General features: G+C 44.4%; 14 protein-coding genes. 4 read left to right on the forward strand and 10 right to left on the reverse strand.

The features are described 5' to 3' along the window. Positions 1-124: 124 nt before the first annotated feature. Both LN893_RS13870 and LN893_RS13875 read right to left on the reverse strand, forming a co-directional pair. On the reverse strand, positions 125-1786 hold the full coding sequence (locus tag LN893_RS13870) for an amidohydrolase (protein WP_229971027.1): 1662 nt from the start codon (positions 1784-1786) through the stop codon (positions 125-127). Between the two features lie 9 nt (positions 1787-1795). Next, positions 1796-2569, reverse strand: coding sequence for an AMP nucleosidase (locus LN893_RS13875; protein ID WP_229971029.1), 774 nt, complete (start codon positions 2567-2569; stop codon positions 1796-1798). 83 nt (positions 2570-2652) lie between these two features. Between LN893_RS13875 and LN893_RS13880 the strand changes: the two genes are divergently transcribed. After that, positions 2653-3111 carry a type I restriction enzyme HsdR N-terminal domain-containing protein gene (locus tag LN893_RS13880; protein ID WP_229971031.1) on the forward strand — a complete coding sequence of 153 codons (459 nt, stop codon included), beginning with the start codon at positions 2653-2655 and terminating at the stop codon, positions 3109-3111. A 74-nt stretch (positions 3112-3185) separates the two neighbouring features. On the opposite strand, the gene LN893_RS13885 is transcribed toward LN893_RS13880, so the two are convergent. From LN893_RS13885 to LN893_RS13895, 3 genes are all read right to left on the reverse strand, one after another. Beyond that, complete coding sequence (locus tag LN893_RS13885) at positions 3186-5063, reverse strand: LTA synthase family protein (protein ID WP_229971033.1); 1878 nt, start codon at positions 5061-5063, stop codon at positions 3186-3188. 136 nt (positions 5064-5199) lie between these two features. Then, positions 5200-6312: an alanine dehydrogenase gene (gene ald, locus LN893_RS13890; protein WP_229971035.1), complete on the reverse strand. Its 1113-nt coding sequence runs from the start codon at positions 6310-6312 to the stop codon at positions 5200-5202. Positions 6313-6528: 216 nt separating this feature from the next. Then, positions 6529-7311, reverse strand: a complete 783-nt coding sequence (locus LN893_RS13895; RefSeq protein WP_229971037.1) for a DUF1573 domain-containing protein — start codon at positions 7309-7311, stop codon at positions 6529-6531. 194 nt (positions 7312-7505) lie between these two features. Between LN893_RS13895 and LN893_RS13900 the strand changes: the two genes are divergently transcribed. Further along, entirely contained in the window at positions 7506-9914 is a 2409-nt protein-coding gene (locus LN893_RS13900; RefSeq protein WP_229971039.1) for an alpha-ketoacid dehydrogenase subunit alpha/beta, read from the forward strand. Between the two features lie 79 nt (positions 9915-9993). On the opposite strand, the gene LN893_RS13905 is transcribed toward LN893_RS13900, so the two are convergent. Continuing rightward, complete coding sequence (locus LN893_RS13905; protein ID WP_229971041.1) at positions 9994-10545, reverse strand: hypothetical protein; 552 nt, start codon at positions 10543-10545, stop codon at positions 9994-9996. A 73-nt stretch (positions 10546-10618) separates the two neighbouring features. Between LN893_RS13905 and LN893_RS13910 the strand changes: the two genes are divergently transcribed. Together LN893_RS13910 and LN893_RS13915 are read left to right on the forward strand one after the other, a co-directional pair. Then, the gene (locus LN893_RS13910; RefSeq protein ID WP_229971043.1) at positions 10619-11614 is read left to right on the forward strand and encodes an acyl transferase; all 996 of its coding nucleotides are present in this window, start codon (positions 10619-10621) and stop codon (positions 11612-11614) included. Between the two features lie 33 nt (positions 11615-11647). After that, complete coding sequence (locus tag LN893_RS13915) at positions 11648-12565, forward strand: zinc-dependent peptidase (RefSeq protein WP_229971045.1); 918 nt, start codon at positions 11648-11650, stop codon at positions 12563-12565. Between the two features lie 86 nt (positions 12566-12651). Here the strand turns inward: LN893_RS13915 and LN893_RS13920 are convergent, their stop codons facing one another. The 4 genes from LN893_RS13920 to LN893_RS13935 form a co-directional block, all read right to left on the reverse strand. After that, on the reverse strand, positions 12652-13818 hold the full coding sequence (locus LN893_RS13920) for a sigma-54-dependent transcriptional regulator (protein WP_229971047.1): 1167 nt from the start codon (positions 13816-13818) through the stop codon (positions 12652-12654). 146 nt (positions 13819-13964) lie between these two features. After that, positions 13965-14858 carry a transglutaminase-like domain-containing protein gene (locus LN893_RS13925; protein WP_229971049.1) on the reverse strand — a complete coding sequence of 298 codons (894 nt, stop codon included), beginning with the start codon at positions 14856-14858 and terminating at the stop codon, positions 13965-13967. Between the two features lie 306 nt (positions 14859-15164). Continuing rightward, a complete protein-coding gene (locus tag LN893_RS13930; protein ID WP_229971051.1) occupies positions 15165-16232 on the reverse strand; it encodes a hypothetical protein in 1068 nt (355 codons plus the stop codon). Between the two features lie 93 nt (positions 16233-16325). Then, a complete protein-coding gene (locus LN893_RS13935; RefSeq protein WP_229971053.1) occupies positions 16326-17114 on the reverse strand; it encodes an FRG domain-containing protein in 789 nt (262 codons plus the stop codon). Positions 17115-17178 lie beyond the last annotated feature (64 nt).

Genomic DNA, 17178 nt, shown 5'->3' on the forward strand with positions numbered 1-17178 from the left:
TACCACACAAGAAACAGACAATGTTAGCTATAAACAAAAAGAGGGCTGCAGTTTAGCTGCAGCCCTCTTTTCAGTTGTACAAAAGCTCGTGTGTCTTATGTACTGATACCTGTGTCGCAAAACATTACTTTTTATACACTTGCTTTCCGTTGATGTAGGTTTGCAGTACCTGCAGGGCCCGAATTTCTTGAGGAGCAACAGTCATCAAGTCACGATCTACGACTATAAAATCAGCGAATTTACCTGGGGCTATACTTCCTTTTTCATTTTCCTCGAAATTTGCTTTAGCAGCCCAAATGGTCATGCCGCGTATCGCTTCTTCGCGTGTCAGGGCATTCTCCATCTGAAATCCTCCGTCAGGATAATTATTTGCATCCTGGCGAGCCACTGCTGCATGGAATCCAAAAATAGGGTTGATATCTTCTACAGGAAAATCACTTCCAAGCGGCATATATCCATTTTGCTGCAACAGTTCCTTGAAAGGATAAGCATGTTTGATGCGTTCGCTGCCAAGTCTCTCGCCAGCCCAGTACATATCCGAAGTGGCATGCGTTGGCTGCACCGAAGGCAGTATGCTGTACCTGCCAAACTTCTGCATATCAGCTGGGTTGATAATCTGGGCATGTTCGATGCGCCAGCGCTTATCATTTTTGCCACCCAATACTTCGCCGTAAATGTCCAGCAACAGGCGGTTTGCGGAATCACCGATGGCGTGTGTGTTCATCTGGAAGCCGTGCTCATTTAGTTGTGCGGCGATCTCCCTGAACTCCTGCTCCGACGCCAGCAGAAAACCAAAGTGGCCCTGGCGGTCGCTGTAAGGCTTGATCAGGTTGGCACCTCTGGAGCCTAGAGCGCCATCAGAATATATTTTGAAAGAGCGAACATTTAGCCAGTCGGTTTTATAAGGGCCGCTTTTGTAGTAGTGGTTCTTATTTTCTTCCGTTGGATTCAGCATGGCGTACACGCGCATCTGCAAATCGCCGCTTTGGTGCATGGCATCCATCAGGTCTACGGTAGCTTTGTCTAAACCAGCGTCTACAATAGTGGTTAGGCCTACGGCAAAGCAGTTTTGCTGTGCATTTTGCAGGGCCTGGCGCTGTTCTGCCTCATCGGGTGCTGGTATTTTGTTGCTGACCATATCCACGGCATTGTCAACAAGTATACCTGTCATCTGGCCGTTTTCGACTTCTACCAGGCCACCCACCATTTTAGTTTGTGGCGTTACTCCTGCTAAATCCAGTGCTTTTTGGTTAGCAAGGGCAGCATGTCCATCCACACGGGTAAGTATAACTGGCGTGTTCGGGAACAGCTGATCCAGCGTGTCTTTAGTCGGAAATTCCTTTACTGCCCAGTCGTTCTGATCCCAGCCTCGGCCTATGATCCAGTCGGCATCAGGATATTTCTCGTGCTGCTCCGTTACTTTCTGTACCACTTCCTTAAAAGACTCCGTGCCCACCAGATCAGCGGTTTGCAAAGAAAGGCCGTAGCGGTAGAAGTGGGAGTGGCCGTCAATCAGACCTGGATAAATAGTTTTTCCTTCCGCATTCAGTTCTTCCGAGGCCTTATAGTTGCCGCGAATCTCATCGGTAGTGCCCACGGCTACAATTTTACCGTCTTTCACGGCGAAGGCTTCGGCTTTATCAAAGTTGTCGTTAACAGTGTAAACATTGCCGTTGTAAACGATCAGGTCTACCGTTTCTGAGCCAGAGTTTGTACTGGTGCAGCTGCTAAAGAGTGAGATGCCCAACAGGGCAGCAGCTGCAAAGGTGCGTATGGTTTTGTTCATTTTACGTATTTATTCGAAACGCATGTGCTTAACGGATTCGCCTGAGTTTATTAACTCTAGCAAAGAATCGATGCCAATGCTTAAGTGCTTTTCGGCGTAGTTTGAGGTTACAAGCTTATCACTTTCAGATGTTTTCACGCCTTCTGGAATCATCGGGTTATCAGAAACAAGCAGCAGCGCACCGTGAGGAATTTCATTGATGAAGCCAACGGTAAAGATGGTAGCTGTCTCCATATCCACACCCATAGCGCGGATCTGGCGCAGGTACTCTTTAAAATCCTCATCGTGCTCCCAAACACGGCGGTTGGTCGTATAAACCGTTCCAGTCCAGTAATCCATTTCATGTTTCTTGATCATGGAAGAAACAGCCCTTTGCAAACGGAAAGAAGGTAAAGCTGGAATCTCGGAAGGAAGGTAGTCGTCAGAGGTACCTTCACCTCGAATAGCCGCAATCGGAAGTATAAGGTCGCCGATTTGGGTTTTCCTTTTCAGGCCACCGCATTTTCCTAAAAAAAGAGCAGCTTTAGGTTTAATGGCAGAAAGCAAGTCCATTACCGTTGCGGCCATGGCACTACCCATACCAAAGTTTATGATGGTAATATTATTAGCAGTTGCTGACTGCATAGGTTTATCCAAGCCTTTTACTTCTACACCGAAGCGGTCGGAGAACATGCGTACGTAATTTATAAAGTTGGTTAGCAGGATATACTCACCAAACTCATCTAAAGGCACCCCCGTGTAGCGAGGTAGCCAATCCTTAACAATTTCTTCTTTCGTCTTCATGATACAATAATGATACTATAAAAAAGCCGCCTTCACATGCCAAGGCTGCTGGGGCGGGAGCTTAAAAACGGTTAAATTGCGGCATGGATACGCTGAACCTGCCACCGTTTGACTACAAAATTAAAAAAACTGGCGACAATTCCCTTATATACGACAAGTTGCGCCGCAAGTACGTGGTGCTGACGCCTGAGGAGTGGGTGCGGCAGCATTTCGTGCACTACCTGGCCAGCACATTGTTATACCCAACTAGCCTGATGAGCATAGAGCGCGGCACTAACTATAACAAGCTTCAGAAACGTACTGATTTGTGTGTATATAACCAACATGGCAAGCCGCATCTGTTGGTGGAGTGCAAATCAGCACATGTTCCTATCACGCAGGAGGTGGTGAAGCAGGTGTCGGTATACAACCAGGTGTTGCGGGCAAAGTTTGTGGTGATCACTAACGGCCTCCAACACTTCTGCTGGGAAGTTGATTTTGAGAAGCAGCGTTATCTGCCGCTGCAGCAGATTCCTGCTTACGATATAAGTGAAGACCGTTAAATGCGAAAGTGTAGACTTCTAAACTTGTCATTTCGAACAAAGTGAGAAATCTGCTGCATGTATAGTATTACATCTTACTTCTCTGCAAAAAAATACAGGTCATTTGCCCTCATTTTGTTTCTGAAATACTGTACATAAGCTTTCAGTTGGTATGCCTGTGCTTCATTTACAGGGGCAGGAGCCATTTCTGGGAAAGTATAGGATTTTACCTGATCGTCGGTTGTGAGTTCTGTCACGCCTTGTTGCTGCACCAGGAAATAGGAGTTGCCGTTAAAGAAGATAGCGCCTCCAGGCTGCGAGCTGTCGAACACGGAGTGGCCGAAGGGCAGCACGTGCTGCGTCGGGATATACAGGTAATCCATAAGCGATGGCATAATATCAGCCTGCTGGGTTACCTGTTGAGGATTTACACCTTCCAATTGCTTAGCTGGATGGAAAATTATAAGCGGCACGCGATACGCTCCTAACTCATTTTGGTAAGCAGGTTTAATACTTTTCTGCGTATGATCTGCGGTAAGTATAAACAAGGTGTTATGGTACCAAGGCTGCTGCGAAGCAGTTTTGAAAAATTCGCGCAAAGCATGATCGGCATAACCAATAGATTCATGTATCTCTAGCTCCCCCTTCGGAAAGCGACCTTTATGCTTGGTAGGTATTGTATAAGGCTGGTGCGAACTCAGCGTGAACAGTGTAGTGAAGAATGGCTGCTGAAAATCATTCAGTTCCTTAGCCACATACTGCAGGTACGGCTCGTCAAAAATACCCCATTGCCCGTCAAAATTTCGCTCCCGAAGCTCCGAAGGATATTCATCCAAACCATAATACTCCTGCATGCCTGCAACTTTTGAGAAATTATTGAAACCCATCGTGCCGTTTACAGCTCCATGAAAAAAGGCTGTTCTGTAGCCGTATTCCTGTAAAATGTTTCCCAAACTATAAAGTTTGTTAGATTGGTATGGGGAGGCAATGTAAGGGTCCAGCATCAGCGAGGGCAGTCCTGACAGTACAGAAGGCAAGCCTTCTATAGATTTTCTACCGTTGGCAAAGTTGTTCTGGAAAAGCACGCCAGCTGAAGCCAAAGAATCCAGGAAAGGGGTGTAGCCTTCGCCGTTATTTAGAGCACCTACATACTCAGACGCAAAGCTTTCCAAGATGATAATCACCACGTTCTCTTTTACAGGAGGCTGAGCGGGTTGAGTATATTGCTTAGGATTGAAATGAAGCGCTGCCAGCAGCTCTTCATCGGTTGCAAAATAATGCTTCTCCTCCAGCTTTGCCTTGCCTATACTTTTAATAAAGGTGAACGGGCTGTTAAGGGAGAGGTGACCCAAAGCTGGAGGCTGTAGCACAAAAGCATGACTGTCGCGCAGGGGTTTTAGCTGTGCGCCTCCCCTTATACCAAGTATACTAAATGCAATCACCAAGAGCAGGCGCAGTGATCGCAGCCATAGTGGGGTAGGGTTGGCAGGAGTATGTTTAGGCGCAGCAGGGTATAATTTGATTAAGGCAATGAGCAGTATAATAAAGCCAACAACCAAGTACCAATAGTAGGAGGCAAGCTGACCTATTTGTGCCTCAATATCATTTGTTATGTTAAACAGCTCATTTGTTGAGCGTCTGCCTATGAAGTTAAAGAACTCTACATCTACCACCGCTAAAGCTATAAATGGAGCATTGGTAAGTATAAACAGCCACTTCAGCACTTTCTGGAAAGTAGGGTGGAACGTATTGCCGACAGGGAAGAGAGAGAGCAGTATAAACAGCCCATTGATGATGATGATGGCAGCTATGTCAAAACGTAAACCATGCAAAAATGCCAATATAGTTTGGCCAAACCCAGCTTCGCTGAAAATACTATAGTTGAAAATGTAGAATAATAGCCGCAACAGCATGTAAAGCGCGAGCACAAGGCCCAACCTGCGGCATAAAAGTTTAAATGAACTATCGAACATGTAGGTTTTTCAAGAGCTGTACTTCTGCAGCTTAAAATCTGTGGCTGCAAAGTTAAAGCAATTATAGGTTTAGCCTAAAACAATAGCGCCTTTCCAACGGGTGCTGGAAAGGCGCTACTAATAACTATAGTTCTAACTATAGAACACTTTCTACAGGAACATAGTCTAAGTTAAAGGCTTCTGCCACTCCTTTGTATACAACTTTACCGTCAACAACATTCAAGCCAAGCTTCAGCTCATTGCTATCGGCGCAGGCTTTTTGCCAGCCTTTGTTTGCTAACTGAATAGCGTAAGGCAAAGTAGCGTTGGTAAGCGCAAGGGTAGAAGTATAAGGTACAGCACCTGGCATGTTCGCCACGCAGTAATGTACCACATCATCGATGATATAAGTTGGGTTCTCGTGCGTTGTAGGCTTACACGTCTCGATGCAACCTCCCTGGTCTACGGCTACGTCTACTACTACTGTACCTGGGCGCATTTCTTTTAGCATATCGCGCGTAATCAGGTGAGGAGCCTTGGCTCCAGGAATTAACACAGCACCAATGATTAGGTCGTGCGTAGAAAGCAGCTCGCGGATGTTGTATTCGTTCGACATGAAGGTGTTCACGTTGGCTGGCATTACATCATCCAGGTAACGCAGACGCTGCAGGTTGTTGTCCATGATGGTTACATCGGCACCCATACCAGAAGCAATTTTAGCAGCGTTCGTACCTACCACACCACCACCGATGATCAATACTTTTGCAGGACGAACACCTGGTACGCCGCCTAAAAGTATACCACGGCCACCCATTGGTTTCTCCAGGTACTTGGCGCCTTCTTGCACAGCCATACGGCCAGCTACTTCAGACATTGGCACCAAAAGCGGGAGGCTTCTATCTGGTTTCTCTACAGTCTCATAAGCTAGGCAAATCGCCTTACGCTCAATCATAGCCATTGTCAACGGCTCGTAAGAAGCAAAGTGGAAGTAAGTAAACAGCAGTTGACCTTCTTTAATTAGGTTATACTCTGGCTCAATCGGCTCTTTTACTTTGATGATCATGTCAGCGATGCCGTATACCTCTTCTATACTTGGTAGTATAGTCGCTCCAGCCTTTTCATAATCAGAATCGTTAAAACCGCTGCCTTCGCCGGCAGTAGTATGTATATAAACTGTATGGCCGTTACGTACCAATTCAATAACACCTGCAGGCGTTACACCTACACGGTTTTCATTATTTTTTATTTCCTTAGGAACACCAACTATCATGTCGTTCTATTATCTTATATATGTTTCTGCAATTTTGCGCAAAGATACTAGAACTTATATGATTTAAAACAAGAAATGCGGCTTGTTATGGTGCTGAAATCAAATAGAAGAAATTGTACGGAAAAATAAGAGGAAAATAGGGGAGAGGGGCTATAAAATGAAAAATGGCAGTGATAGAATCACTGCCATTAGTACAAAATAAAACTATGAAAAAAACTATCTGAAAGGTACTGGCTGTGCGCCTTCCCTTAACATATTTCTTGATACCAGGCTCTCCACCACATTTGCCTTAAGCGTAAGCTTTAAGTCTGGCATTACAATATCATTTGAAAGTATGGTTACTACCTCGTTTTGCTCTTTTAACATTGCAGGAACGTAGGTTAGTTCCAAAATTGCCTGCTGCCCAGGCTTTATTGCGGGTTCTGAAACTTTGTAGCTTACACAGTTACAATTGCTCTTAATACCCTGTACTTGCAGGTCCTGCAAACCTGTGTTTTTTATTCTGAATTTAGCTACAGCTTTTTGTCCTTTTTCAAGTTTTCCAAAGTTGTAGTTTGTACTTCCAACTGCCAAACGCGGAGACTTCGCCTTTTGTTCCGCAGTGTAACTCATTTTTAAATCTTTTGGTCCAACTGCTCCTTTAATGTACAAAGTAGTGTTTGGCGTAGCGGCATTAGAAGTCACTGTTATGGCTTTATGAAACGGACCTGGTCGACCTGTGCTGTTATAAACAGCCTTGATAATACCTGTTTTTCCTGGTAATATAGGGTCTTTTGTCCAGTCTGGTGTTGTACAACCACAAGATGGCTGCACGTGTGCTATAACAACAGGCTGATTGCCCACGTTTTCAACTTTAAACTCATAAGTGGCTTGCACTCCTTCAGCAATAGTGCCAAAATCGTGCATTGTTTTTTCAAACTTTAGTTCGCCCTGTGCATTTGCATTAACACCTGCTAATATAAAGCAAAGAAACATTAAGTAATAAAGATTCTTTCTCATACTCCAAAAAAAAGTAAAAGTAACGTAAAAGGCAATAGTCCTACAACTGAGGCGAACAAAGATACAAAAATCTAAACAAAAAGACAGTATCTAATTTAGTGCCAAACTTGTACTAAAACCTTGCGCATTTGAAGTTAGGCTAATATTTTGTACTTTTGGTGACATTCGAATATCTGAGCATATAGTCTAACAACATGCAAATAGCAGAAGCAACTATTTTACAAAAACTTACGGCCGAAGAGATACTTAACGATTATCGAATTGGCTGGGAAAGCCGATTTGCGAGCCTTACGGGGCGTAAAGAGGTATTCATGGGAAAGGCCAAGTTTGGTATTTTTGGCGACGGCAAAGAAGTTCCACAGTTGGCTATGGCCAAGTTCTTCCAAGCTGGTGATTTTCGCTCAGGATACTACCGCGACCAGACGTTTATGTTTGCCATAGGTGAGCTTACGCTACAGCAATATTTTGCACAATTATATGCTCATACCGATGTAGAAGCGGACCCTTCTACTGCTGGCCGTGCTATGAATGGCCATTTCGGAACCCGTTCGCTGGATGATGAAGGAAATTGGAAGAATTTGATGGAGATTAAAAATTCCAGTGCCGACATTTCTCCAACAGCAGGGCAAATGCCACGTTTAGTTGGTTTGGCCTACGCCTCTAAACTTTATCGCCACAATCCTGACCTCCAGTATTTGGAGCAGTTTTCGAGAAGCGGGAACGAGGTTGCTTTCGGAACAATTGGTAATGCCTCAACATCAGAGGGAATGTTCTTTGAAGCCATCAATGCGGCGGGAGTATTGCAGGTTCCGATGTTAGTTTCTGTTTGGGATGATTGCTATGGTATTTCGGTTCCAGCAGAGTTTCAGACAACAAAGGGCAGCATCTCAGAAATATTATCAGGATTTCAGCGCGAGAGTGAGGGAGGCCAAGGCTACGAGATTTTCAAGGTAAAGGGATGGGATTATGCAGCCCTTTGCGAAACGTATGAAGCTGCTGTAAAGGTTTGCCGCGAACAGCATGTACCCGTGCTGGTACATGTAGAGGAGGTTACGCAGCCACAAGGGCATTCTACCTCAGGTTCTCATGAGCGTTACAAGCCGAAAGAGCGCCTTGAGTGGGAGGCTGAAAACGATTGCCTTAAGAAGATGCGGGAGTGGATAGTTTCAACTGGAATTGCCTCTCCTGATGAACTAGATAAAATAGAGGTTGAAGCCCGTGAGACTGTACGCATAACCAGAGGCAATGCTTGGGCTGAGTTTATGACGGATATCAAATCGACCCATGCAGAAGCGACACGTCTTATACAGAATCTAGCTGCAGCTAGTGAAAACACTGCTGCAGTTGGTGCTATAGCCGAAGAACTTGGTAAAGTTACTAATCCAATCAGATTAGATGCGGTAAGAGCTGCCCGAAAAGCGCTGCGGTATGCACGGCAGGAGCGTAGCGAGGCAAAGCGCGAGCTGGTGGGTTGGCTGGAACAAACTCAGGGCGAAAATGCAGACAGGTATAACTCCTATTTATATAGCCAATCGGAAGAGTCGGCGCTGCTTGTAGAAGAGGTTAAACCAGAATACATAGATGAATCTCCTGTGGTAGATGCCCGTGAAGTGCTACAGGCTTGCTTTGATGCCATGCTGACCCGTGATCCTCGTGTGTTCGCGATAGGGGAAGATGTAGGCTATATTGGTGACGTGAATCAGGCATTTGCAGGACTTCAGGAAAAGCACGGCAAGCTTCGAGTAACCGATACAGGAATCCGAGAATGTACAATTGTAGGTCAAGGAATAGGGGCCGCTTTACGTGGTTTACGCCCAATTGCTGAAATCCAGTACCTGGATTACCTGCTCTATGCCATTCAGATTCTTTCTGATGATTTAGCGACACTACAGTATCGTACAAAAGGAGGACAGAAAGCACCACTAATAGTGCGTACTCGCGGGCACCGCCTGGAAGGGATCTGGCACTCTGGTTCTCCAATAGGTATGATTTTGCATAGTATAAGAGGCATGCACGTGCTGGTGCCTCGCAACATGACACAGGCAGCAGGATTTTATAACACACTTTTAAAGTCTGACGATCCTGCTCTTGTTATCGAGTGCCTAAACGGGTACCGTTTAAAAGAACGTATTCCTGCTAACATTGCCGAGTTTACTATTCCGTTAGGTAAGCCTGAAATTTTAAGAGAGGGTTCTGATATTACTATTGTTACCTATGGTTCCATGTGTCGTATTGTAATGGAGGCTGCTAAACAACTGGAAGAATTTGGAATTTCTGCGGAGGTAATAGATGTGCAAACGCTGCTACCATTTGATTTGGAGCACGTCATATCTGATTCGCTAGAGAAAACAAACCGTGTACTGTTCGCGGATGAAGACGTGCCTGGCGGCGCAACGGCTTATATGATGCAACAAGTAGTAGATGAGCAGGGTGCATGGCGTTGGCTTGACTCTAAGCCGCAGTGCCTTTCGGCACATGCTCACCGTCCTGCCTATGCCACAGATGGTGATTATTTCTCAAAACCTAATACGGAAGATGTGTTTGAGGCAGCTTATGCCATTATGCACGAAGCTGATCCAGATGCGTTTCCTGCTATTTATTAGATCTTTTGAAGGCCTATATAACAGAAAGCCACCAGTTGAAAAACTGGTGGCTTTCTGTTATATAGGCCTTTGGGTCTTATTATTCAGTGAACAGCGTAACAGGTCTAGAAACTGCTACATTACTTATATTAGGCACAGGTCTAGTTCTGTCTAAGATAGATACATGAAACTGAATCACATCTCCTGGTCTAAAAATATCAGAACTGAATTCGAGCTTAAACTTTATTTCACCCTCCAATGGTTCGTTTCTGTCGTCTGCAGAGATTCTTGGAAAGCGGCTGCTGAGTGTAAAGCCTTCTACTGGGAATTCATAAGGAACAAACTGACCTTGCTCGTTCTGCCTAAACAGGTCTACCCTAAAATTGTTGTAATACGGAGAACCTGGCTCAAACGGAGGTTGCATGTCAGAGGAGTTTTGTTCAGTAGAAAGGCCAAGGTTACCGTCGCCGTCTCTGTAGCCAATCACCAGATGAAGGCTATCAATCAACACACCAAACCTCTCATAATGGTATTGTTCTACACGACTAAACTCTATTTCAGGCACTTCGCTGTACTCGGGTTCTTTACGGCAAGAAGCTATAATAAGCACTAGTAACAACAGCGTTGCACTATACTTTAGCAGGTTTTTCATGCAATTTATGGGAAAATGAAGCTAAATTTACTAAATCAAACGAATAGATATCGTATTTGTTATAAGTTATTTCATGGATTTCAAGGCAAGCTTCATACAGGAATTACACCGTCAGCAGCACATAGATTTTACCGCTTCAGCACTAGCACTCTTTAAATACCAGGCGCAGGAAAACAGTTTATATAAAAAATATCTCACTTACCTGAATATCAATATAGAGCAAGTAACATCGCTAAGACAGATACCTTTTTTACCCATAGAGTTTTTCAAGAGCAATACTGTTACAACTGGTACTTTCGACCCTGAAATAACTTTCTACAGTAGTGGTACCACACAAACAGAACGAAGCAGACATTTAGTTTCGCATGTAGATTGGTACACTTATAACACAAAACTCTTGTTTGAGCAGTTCTATGGTTCGCTGCAGGAGTATGTGGTGTTAGCATTACTTCCTTCTTATTTAGAGCAGGGTGGTTCTTCCTTAGTCAAGATGGTAGAGTACTTTATTAAGGAGACAAGGCAGGAGGAAGAAGGATTTTACCTGCACGACCATCAAGGTTTACTAAAAGCGGTACATACGGCAAAAGGCAAAGGTAAAAAGGTATTACTCATTGGGGTGTCGTATGCCTTGCTCGACTGGGCTGATGAACTGCAGGGGCAGGAGGATTTTAATAATGTGATAGTTATGGAGACTGGTGGCATGAAGGGGCGGCGAAAGGAAATGGTTCGTGAAGAGCTGCATGCTTATCTGAAAAGAGGATTTGGTGTAGATACTATACATTCTGAATACGGTATGACAGAACTGCTGTCGCAGGCATATTCGCAGGGCAATGGCATTTTCAGTACGGGCTATACCATGCACGTACTGTTGCGCGACCTTAATGACCCTTTAAGCATTGATCCTGAGTTACGTTCGGGAGGCATAAATATTATAGATCTGGCTAATGTAGATAGTTGCGCTTTTATCGAGACAAAGGACATTGGCAGAATGCGTGCAGATGGTGGCTTTGAAGTACTCGGTCGTTTTGATAACTCGGATATTAGAGGCTGCAATTTGCTTGTTTCATAGCATCTTTTAGGCCGTAAGCACGTTATTTGCTACATGGGATACATTTTCTTTTTTGCTTTAGTGGTGGCCATGCTCATCTTATTTTATCGCTGGGCCACCCGCAAAGGGCGTCGGCGTAAAAAAGTGCTGGCACAGGAGTTTCCAGTGGAGTGGCGTAAGATTTTACGTGATAGGGTAGGCTTTTACCATACCTTGAATGAGGAGAATCAGGCGCGTTTCGAAAAGATGGTGCAGCTCTTCCTTTCTGAAAAACGCATTACAGGTATAGAAACAGAAGTTGACGACACAACTAAGGTGTTGGTGGCATCCAGTGCCATCATACCCATCTTCGGGTTCAAGGATTGGGAATACAGGAATCTAGGAGAAGTTTTTGTTTTTCCTGGCAGCCTGCACCGTTTCAAGCAGGAGGACGGCGAAGCGGTTTCAGAGGTTTTAGGTAAGGTAAACCCTTTTCAGAACGACCATTATGTTACGTTGTCTAAGCCTGCTTTGGAACAAGGGTTTAACGACATGAAAGACCGCAAAAATGTGGGCGTACACGAGTTTGCCCACATGTTGGATCAGGCAGATGGTGAGATTGACGGTATTCCGAAGGCTTATTTGCCAGATGACTTAGTAAGGCCCTGGCAGGACCTGATGTACCGTAAAATAAAGAGTATAAACAAGGGGAATTCAGATATCAACCCATATGGAGCTACCAATGAGGCTGAATTTTTTGCTGTAGTTACCGAATATTTCTTTGAGAAGCCTGGGCAGTTGGCAGAAAAACATCCTCAATTATATGAGCTGCTAACGAAGATATTTCATCAGAATCCGAAACGTAAGTTTCGCTTAGACTTCGGCAGTCTGCTGAACCCTTATGGGAAGAAGCTAGGGCGTAACGAACCTTGCCCTTGCGGAAGTGGAGAGAAGTATAAAAACTGCTGTATGCGAAAGAAATCGGCAGCTTAAAAGTCAGCCATTGTGTGATAAACTGTTTGAAAAGCAAAAGGCTCCTGCATGTAACTTGCAGGAGCCTTTTGCTTTTATAGCTGTACTTAAGATACCACTGGCCTGGCATAAGCTTTTGCGTCATCTGCAGTAATCTCAGGGCCACTCATAATTACTAGCCTTTCTACTACATTGCGCAATTCTCTCACATTACCACGCCAATCAAGCTCTTGCAAATAGGTTAAGGCGTCAGGAGAAATAACCTTGGGCTTATTACCATAGTCGTTAGCGATATCGTTTAAAAATTTCTCTACTAACTCTGGAATATCATCTCTGCGATCGTTCAGCGGTGGTACATGGATCAGTATCACTCCTAAACGGTGGTAAAGGTCCTCACGAAAATTCCTGACTTCAATTTCCTCCAGTAGGTTTTTGTTTGTAGCGGCAAGTACTCTTACATCCACTTGTATGTCTTTGTCGCCGCCAACTCTGGTTATTCTATGCTCCTGTAGCGCACGAAGTACCTTTGCTTGGGCAGAAAGGCTCATATCTCCCACCTCATCGAGGAAAAGGGTGCCACCGTTTGCCTGCTCAAACTTACCGATACGCTGCTTTACAGCAGAGGTGAAGGAACCTTTTTCGTGGCCAAAAAGCTCACTTTCTATCAGTTCGCTTGGTATGGCCGCGCAGTTTACTTCTATCAGAGGACCGCTTGAGCGGTTGCTGTTTTCATGTATGGCTCGGGCCACCAATTCCTTACCAGATCCGTTAGGGCCTGTAATCAGCACGCGTGCATCTGTAGGGGCTACTTTTTCTATGGCTTGTTTTACTCGGCCCAACGCCTCAGAGGTACCCACCATTTCATAAGCTTTCGAAATCTTTTTCTTCAGAATTTTTGTCTCTGTTACCAGACTAGATTTGTCGAGGGCATTGCGTACTGTCACCAAAAGTCGATTTAAATCTGGTGGTTTCTGCAAAAAATCGTAGGCTCCTTTTTTGGTTGCTTCTACGGCAGTATCGATGGTACCATGAGCCGATATCATGATAAAAGGAGTATCAGGAGATATTTCCATGGCTTTTTCCAATACCTCAATGCCATCCATGCCTGGCATTTTGATATCGCAAAGCACCGCATCATACTTCGACTTGCTGATGTGTTGCAAACCTTTTGCACCATCTTCTGCTTCGTCTACCGTGTAGTCTTCGAATTCCAGAATCTCTTTCAATGTGCTACGGATGGCGCGCTCATCGTCAATTATCAGGATCTTGGGCATAGTTTCTTTGTCGTGGGTTCTTCTCCTAAGATTACAAATATTAAGCCACTTGTAAAAGCGGCCGTTCAACTTGTACGGTTAAATATAACACAAAGCTGTTTTAACTTCACAAAATAAAAAGAGCCTGCTAGACTAGCAGGCTCTTTTTATTTTGTGAAAGAAATCACACTGTAAAGTTCTGGTTCTAAAAAAGGGCCACCAGGATGTGCGGCGCTATAGTCAAAGTTTATCCAAAGGTCCCCATTTGTTTCGTGGAAGTGTATTTTTCCTCCGTTCACTTCATCGGGGAACAGGCTTCTAACAGCTAGACTTACCTTGTCGAGATCCTCTATAGTTCCTACTTTAACTTCGGTGTACATGTGGCTCGGAGAGATGACAACACGGGCCTCACCACCAATAGCCATAATAGAAGAGGCCATCAGAATTGCGTAATCATCACAGTCGCCAGCCAAAAGACCTATACTTTCTGTTGGCGGAGAATAATAATCTAAACCAACAGGGTCATTTACATATCTCCAGTTATTGCGCACATGCTTGAACAAGGAAAAATAGCGTGTCAGTTTATTAAACTTCTGGTAGTATTCGTCGTGGAAAAACCTGGTAGAATTTTCAACTGCAAAAGCCCTTACCTCTGGGTGTGTTGGCTGCATGGTGCTTTTTACACGCCTTTCCTGAAAATAAGTACCCTTAACAGGTTTAAAATATGAAACCTTGTGCGGGTTGCTCGTCATGTTTACCATCATGGCATTGTAGTCCGACTGCAGGTTGTTCATTGTATGGTTGTCGAAGGTGCTATTAAAAAATATAGTACCTAGTATACCTACAAACATCAAGACAATAAGCTTTCTGCTGATTTTGGTAACAATTACCGAGATTGCTGCTGCCAGCATCATGCAAATTAGAAAATTAAGCTCTTGATCTACGAAGCTGATACGGGGCAGGTAAAAGCTAATCAGAACCGCCATCGGGAAAACGACTAGTATCTGAATGAATCTGATGGCAAAATTTGCTATCAGGGTAAGATGTAAAATTCGCGTCATAACTTCCTAAGGTTAGAATTTCTGGCGCTTGATACTACAGGTAGATAGACTCGTAAACGATCAAGGCTTTATTTTATCAACGCAAAATCAGGGCCAAAATATTCCATTTCAGGAATAATTTTTTTATAATATTTTGTTGATTCTGCTCCTTCATAAGTTAAGCTAATTTTGCTTCTTACAAAAGATATTGCTAACGTTTTAACAAAAAAACAACTTTTATAAAAGCGATGACTCCACTTACATACAAAAGCCCTGCTACCGTTATGACGCAAGCAGGGCTTTTACAAGTTAACTTTAAATTGAAACTTATTGATACTGAATATATAATGGAGCAGGTTCAAGAGCCAAAATCTCTTTTGGCGTCATCAATCTAGAATTTCGCTTTGTGTCATTTTTATAGAAAACCTTGAAGCCAGTGAATTGGACAGGTTCATTTTTGATGTAGCGACGGAAAGTGTCTTTCTTAAGGGCAGGAGGTCCCCAGCCATCCATGTGCATGACTATCTGCACCTCAGGCCTTAGCTTTATGTTTTCTGTGTTCGTTATCATGCCTTGTGTAAAGCGGTGTACGATCAGCAGCTTAGGGGGCAGGTTATTTTCTTTAGCAACGTCAGCCAGAAACTTTGAGGCATAATTGATGTCTTCCGCATCAAATGTGCCTATTTTTCTTCCTGGAGCATGCCCGCTTTTCATCGAGAATTCAGCATCGATGCCTAAATGAACATGTGGTAACTTTAAGTACGGCAGTAGCCATGGTATTTCTTCCTGCAGGGTGCTTTGCCCGATCTGAATGTCCAGAAAAACGATGGCATCACGTTTCTTGGCCATCTCCAGCACATCATCTATCATCTTGGTGCTCATCCTGAGGCGGTATTTTCCCCCTCTGCCAGGTTTACCCTGCGCTGTGATGACGACGGCATGCAAGGCTGGCTGTACAGGGGTAAGAGAATCTGCTTTAGTCCAGTTTTCAACTTCTTCATCAAGCTTTTGCAGCATTTGCTCTGGCGGATACTCACCCAAAATACCCATTCTCTTCGAAAGCGGATTACCGTAATACGCCACTATGCGCTTGTGGGGCAAAATAGCACCAGCCGTTGGTCTTGGCCCTGGATAGTTCCAGGTAGTGTCTTGTGGTTCCTCAACAGGAGCTTGCTCTGTAACAACTGTATCGGTTTCTACTGCAGCTAGAGGGGCAGGCGCGGCTTCTGCCTGTTGCTGTAGGTTGTTCTCCTGAGAGCATGCAGCGATAAAGAGCAGCGAGAGGCCCACTGCCCAAGTATAAACAGGCGATATAGAATTTTTATAGTTATTAGGTGAGGGCGTAGGAGTATGCGGTCGCTCCCCGTTTTCTTTCCGCAGCACTGGCAAAATCATCAGCTTCAGGGGTAAGGTACAATATGAGGTTATGTGTCTACTAAGTTATACAGAATTACTGCATGTTTCAGCTTATGTATAAATTTAATTTTATCAATGCGTGTAGTGTCGCTTTAGCCAATGGCTCAGTCCTGATAGCCCTGGCAGCAGCACGCGTTCTGTTATGTTTGCCTGGTCCAACTTATCACGCACTTCCCATTTAAGTTCTGCGGGTATGACAACTTTGAAATATAAATCAGGACGATTTTTTAGCCATTGGCTCATCTCTGCCTCCACTTTCGACATCATGGAAAACAGTGCATACTGGTGCACGATTCGAGCATCTAATGAAGGTGGTTCTAGAAACACAACAAAGGTCTCATCTTGCAGATTACCTAATTCCTGTAGCGAAGAGCAAACAGGCTCCAGTAACTCTGGTGTAAATACATTGCCACCTTCCTGAGAAAGCCTGTCTTTAAGCACCTGTGGAAGCTCTTCTTTAGCTTTTACATAATCTACACACCAAATAGCACCGTCGACATGGTATTTCTCTAGGTTTTGGGTTGCAAAGTGCAAGGCAACATAAGGAGAATAAGTCCAGTCGAGGAGGCGGGTAGGTAGGCCGTGGTGCTGTGCCACCGCCAGCCAGTTCCAGATAGAACTTCCTGGGGAAGCGTTGCTATGTGCATACTTTTTAAAATTTCTGAGAATGTGCGGCTCAAACTTCGGGTACTGTTCTCCTATGCGGGCAATGCTAGCTTTCAAGTCGTAGTCTTTACAGCAAGTGCCTCTGTAAACATAAGAAGACCGAAAACGGCTGATCCGCTCATCCCAGGAATGGTCGAACAGCGCTGACTGTAGTTCAAGCCAACTGCCAACTGTAACTTCTTTATTGTTTTCCATAAAAATGTTAGGGATTCTGAATATTGCAGGGGTGCTGGTCGGTCTTGAGCTTATACTTACGTCT

Source organism: Pontibacter harenae (assembly GCF_020907245.1).
GTDB lineage: Bacteria > Bacteroidota > Bacteroidia > Cytophagales > Hymenobacteraceae > Pontibacter > Pontibacter harenae.

Bases quoted from the DNA above. Each gene is read 5' to 3' on its own strand.
- LN893_RS13870 (WP_229971027.1), bottom strand. From the start codon at position 1,786: ATGAACAAAACCATACGCACCTTTGCAGCTGCTGCCCTGTTGGGCATC.
- LN893_RS13875 (WP_229971029.1), bottom strand. From the start codon at position 2,569: ATGAAGACGAAAGAAGAAATTGTTAAGGATTGGCTACCTCGCTACACG.
- LN893_RS13880 (WP_229971031.1), top strand. From the start codon at position 2,653: ATGGATACGCTGAACCTGCCACCGTTTGACTACAAAATTAAAAAAACT.
- LN893_RS13885 (WP_229971033.1), bottom strand. From the start codon at position 5,063: ATGTTCGATAGTTCATTTAAACTTTTATGCCGCAGGTTGGGCCTTGTG.
- ald (WP_229971035.1), bottom strand. From the start codon at position 6,312: ATGATAGTTGGTGTTCCTAAGGAAATAAAAAATAATGAAAACCGTGTA.
- LN893_RS13895 (WP_229971037.1), bottom strand. From the start codon at position 7,311: ATGAGAAAGAATCTTTATTACTTAATGTTTCTTTGCTTTATATTAGCA.
- LN893_RS13900 (WP_229971039.1), top strand. From the start codon at position 7,506: ATGCAAATAGCAGAAGCAACTATTTTACAAAAACTTACGGCCGAAGAG.
- LN893_RS13905 (WP_229971041.1), bottom strand. From the start codon at position 10,545: ATGAAAAACCTGCTAAAGTATAGTGCAACGCTGTTGTTACTAGTGCTT.
- LN893_RS13910 (WP_229971043.1), top strand. From the start codon at position 10,619: ATGGATTTCAAGGCAAGCTTCATACAGGAATTACACCGTCAGCAGCAC.
- LN893_RS13915 (WP_229971045.1), top strand. From the start codon at position 11,648: ATGGGATACATTTTCTTTTTTGCTTTAGTGGTGGCCATGCTCATCTTA.
- LN893_RS13920 (WP_229971047.1), bottom strand. From the start codon at position 13,818: ATGCCCAAGATCCTGATAATTGACGATGAGCGCGCCATCCGTAGCACA.
- LN893_RS13925 (WP_229971049.1), bottom strand. From the start codon at position 14,858: ATGACGCGAATTTTACATCTTACCCTGATAGCAAATTTTGCCATCAGA.
- LN893_RS13930 (WP_229971051.1), bottom strand. From the start codon at position 16,232: ATGATTTTGCCAGTGCTGCGGAAAGAAAACGGGGAGCGACCGCATACT.
- LN893_RS13935 (WP_229971053.1), bottom strand. From the start codon at position 17,114: ATGGAAAACAATAAAGAAGTTACAGTTGGCAGTTGGCTTGAACTACAG.